Source organism: Pedobacter sp. HMWF019 (genome assembly GCF_003061025.1).
Lineage (GTDB): Bacteria > Bacteroidota > Bacteroidia > Sphingobacteriales > Sphingobacteriaceae > Pedobacter.
The window spans coordinates 1-3,866 of record NZ_QAIL01000321.1; the positions used below are offsets into that span (position 1 = coordinate 1).

2 protein-coding genes are annotated in these 3,866 nt (G+C 41.8%); both read right to left on the bottom strand.

Going from position 1 to position 3,866, the window contains the following annotated elements; genetic code table 11:
* Positions 1-168 precede the first annotated feature (168 nt).
* Positions 169-1,485 (bottom strand): hypothetical protein, encoded by a 1,317-nt coding sequence (locus DBR11_RS18270; protein WP_108554078.1) that lies wholly within the window; start codon positions 1,483-1,485, stop codon positions 169-171.
* An 8-nt stretch (positions 1,486-1,493) separates the two neighbouring features.
* Positions 1,494-3,866: glycoside hydrolase family 3 N-terminal domain-containing protein (locus DBR11_RS18275; RefSeq protein WP_369974439.1), on the bottom strand; the 2,373-nt coding region annotated here is incomplete at its 5' end.

The following is a 3,866-nucleotide window of genomic DNA, read 5'->3' on the forward strand; positions in this document are numbered from 1 at the left end:
GTTCTAAGTTGTAGATAGCTATTTAGTTATGCGAAGATAACACTCTTTTTCATTAAAAAAATAAAATCTATAGAATTTGTAGTTTTTATTTTAGTAATTGAAAGAAAAAGGCCTGAATCTTATGATTCAAGCCTTTAATTTTTCAGCAATGCAGGAGGCAGTTCAATGTTAAAGTGATTTCTTTTGATTCGCAGCCGCCCAGTTTTTGAATTGAACTATTGCTTTGCTTAGTACACCAGCAGATCCTTTAAATTTACCCGATCCGCTAGGCACATCTCCCTGGCCGTACCATTCATAAAAACCCTTGTTTTTTACCACGCGATCGATCATGGGACGAACTTCTTCATAGGCTTCTTTTACAAAGCCATTTGCAATGAGTTGCTGGATCATTCTTGCGCCAAACCAGGTCCAGTCTCCGCCATTTTGATAGTTATATGGTTTGGACATTCCCCCGGTAAAAAATCCCTCAGGATAAGTAGGATATAAAGTTAGCCCAATACTAGGCATTCCTGAAAGCTTTACATTTTCTACCATTTTCTTGTTCACTGCAGCGATTTCTTTTTTAGAAAGCAATCCGGCTTCTATCGCAACTGCCGTTCCGCCGTGATAAAAGATCGTATTTTCATCAAAGCCAGCAGGGATTGGAGACTTATCAGGGTAGATATGCGGAATGAACTTCTGGTTCTTAGCATCCCAGAGGTATTTTCTTACATTCTGATAGACGCTCTTTTTTAGTTTGGCCCATTGTTCTGTTTTATGTTTGTCTGGAACAACATCTATTAAATATTGCAGCGCGATAATGAGCATCGCATTATCATAAACATCGATAGCTTCGTTAGATAGCTCATTCCAATCACAGCCAAAAGTGTCATGCGGTTGAACATCGCCCCAGTCTGCTGTCATTGCTCCCCAAAGTAAACCATATTGTTTATTGTAACGTTCGCGCAACAGATAATCAATCATTTTCTCTATTCTGTTCAGTACGGTTAAACCTGCTACCTTTTCATCCAGCAAACCAACATCTCCAGTCTTTTTGATGTATTTTCCTACCAGCTGAATAAGTGAGGTTTCCTGATCTGTTTCAACCGTGTTTTTAAAACCAACATGGCCCGGAGCTGCATCAGAGTAATATGGCGTATTGTCATTCCAGGTAAAGTCTTTCTTTAGCACGTAACCATCTACCATCTCGTCATTTTTTTGTTGTAGTGCAAAGAAGAGAAGGATTGCCCCCCGGACATCTTCTTTGGAACGTACCTCTAAAGAAGTTTCAATCAAGGTATTAAAGTCACGTGCCCAGATCTGAGAATAACCACTTCCTGCATTGAAGCCTTCTTTAATTACACTCTTTGCCAGATTGTCTACAACTGTTAATGATGAGTCTGCAAGGATTCGAATGGCCAGTTCCTGATTTTGGGCTTTTCCTTTAATGGGGCAGGCGGTTACCAAAAGAGCACATGTTAAGATATAAATTGAATAGGATTTCATTTGTTTAATTAAATTTCTAGTTGTTTTTGTAGTTGGATTTGATCAGAGGAAGAACCGATCATAATGGTGAATGTACTGGTGGATTCAAATACCTTTTTCATATGCATGTCAATGATGGATAGATCATCAATTGTCAGTTCAAATTCTACAAGTTTTGATGCGCCCGCTTTGAGTTTAATACGTTCAAAATGCTTCAACTGCTTCACGGGCTGAGATGTTGAGGCAAACTGATTTTTCAAGTAAAGCTGGGTCACTTCTTCTCCATCATATGCACCGGTATTCTGTAAAGTAAAGGACACCCGATAAATTCCTTTGGTGGCCTCCTTGCTGATGTTTAAGTTGTGATAAGCGAAAGCCGTATAACTCTTGCCATAACCAAAGGCGTAGCGTGGGGTTGCTTCTTCTTCAACATAACGATGGTCGAGCGGACTTTTTCTATTGTAATGAACAGGGATTTGTCCAACACTTCTGGGTACGGAAATAGGAAGCCTCCCTGCGGGATTATAATCTCCAAATAATACATCTGCAATAGCTGAACCGCCCTCTTGACCGGGGTACCAGGCACAAAGCAGCGCATCTGCATTTTCTGATGCCCAGTTCATATTTAATGGCCGGCCTTGTATGTAGACTACAATAAGAGGTTTTCCTGTCTTTTTTAAAGCTTTTAATAAATCCATTTGCTTACCAAGAAGGTCAAGCGTAGAGCGATCAAACCCTTCGCCGCTCTCCATATCTCCGATGGTCTTATCTGTTGCAATTGCAGCTCCTGTTGTTGCATATTCTGTTTTAAAATCACGTGCGCTGGAGCCACCAACCACAGCAATAATAACATCAGCTTCCTGTGCCGCTGCAATGGCCTGAGGTATGGTATTTTCTGTGGTATCCCGAATGGCACAGCCTTTAACATAGCTTACCTGCTTAGCTGGTAATTTTGATCGAAGTCCTTGTAACACCGTAATCACATTACCCTCAGGTTGTGGAGCGGTATAATCGCCTAGCATATTATATACGTTGTTTGCATTAGGGCCTACAACAGCAAGTTTAATTCCTTTTTTCAATGGGAGAATGCCGTTTTTATTTTCTAATAGGACGATCGATTCTTTGGCAACCTGGCGAGAAAGTAAGATCTGCTCTGGTGTTTTAATTTCCATTTTAGCTTTTTGAGGATTGACAAAGGGATGTTCAAATAAACCCATTTCGAACTTTAGACGAAGCACCCTGCATACAGCAGTATCAATAAAACGTTCTTCAATTCTTCCGTTTTCAACAGCAGCAATCAGATTGGGATAGGCATTTCCTCCCAGATCTGCATTTAAACCAGCTCTAAGTGCCAGGATAGAGGCTTCGGTATAGTCCCGCGCAACGCGGTGACTTCCTTTTATGCCCTCTATACTTCCTAAATCAGAGACCGTAAAACCTTTAAATCCCCATTCTTTAATTAGTATATCCGTTAGTAAGAAAGTGTTGGAACTACAAGGAACACCATCTATGGAATTATAAGCGGCCATGATTGATTTGGCTCCGGCATTTACAGCCGACTGAAAAGGAGGGAGGTAATACTCTCTAAGTTCCCGTTCACCAACGCTGGCAGCAGCACCATTGTGCCCTCCTTCGGGTATTGCATAAGCCACAAAATGCTTGAGGGTGGCTATTGTGCTGTAAGGGTCAGCCAGCTTCCCTGCACCTAATCCTTTGATGATGGAAGCCGCAAGCGTTCCGGTTAATACCGGATCTTCACCATAACTTTCTTCCACACGTGACCAGCGGGGATCTCGTGACAAATCCAATACAGGCCCATAGCTGATATGGCCTCCTTGTAAACGCACTTCTTTTGATACGCATGCCGACATCTTTTCTAATAACGACGGGTTCCAGGTGGAAGCTTGGCCAATTCCTGTTGGAAATACAGTGGTGCCAATGGCCATATGGCCATGAGGGGCCTCTTCTGCCAAAAATATAGGAATACCTAAACGCGTGTTTTGTAGCATATATCGCTGCAACTCGTTTGCAGCTTCTGCTGCCATCTCCGGATTAAGACCATTGGTTAAGGTTTTTTGTGTCCATGGATCGGCTCTGAATGTTGCCCATAGCATTCCAATCTGTTTTTTGGATAAAATGTCCTTGAATTTCTGAGACACCTTAACTTTATTTCCTTGTCGTTCGTACATTTCCCATCCCAGTGGACATAAAAGCTGGCCCACCTTCTCTTTGAGTGTCATTCTTTTGATTAAATCCTGAGTCCTCGAGGCTATAGGTTGGCTGGCGTCTTTATAGACTGGCTTCTGGCAATAAGAATGAAGGGGTAAGGAAAGAAAGGTACAGATGGTCAATAGGGAAAGTCTACGCATGATGTTGGTTATCGAAATGTATGTATGTACAAG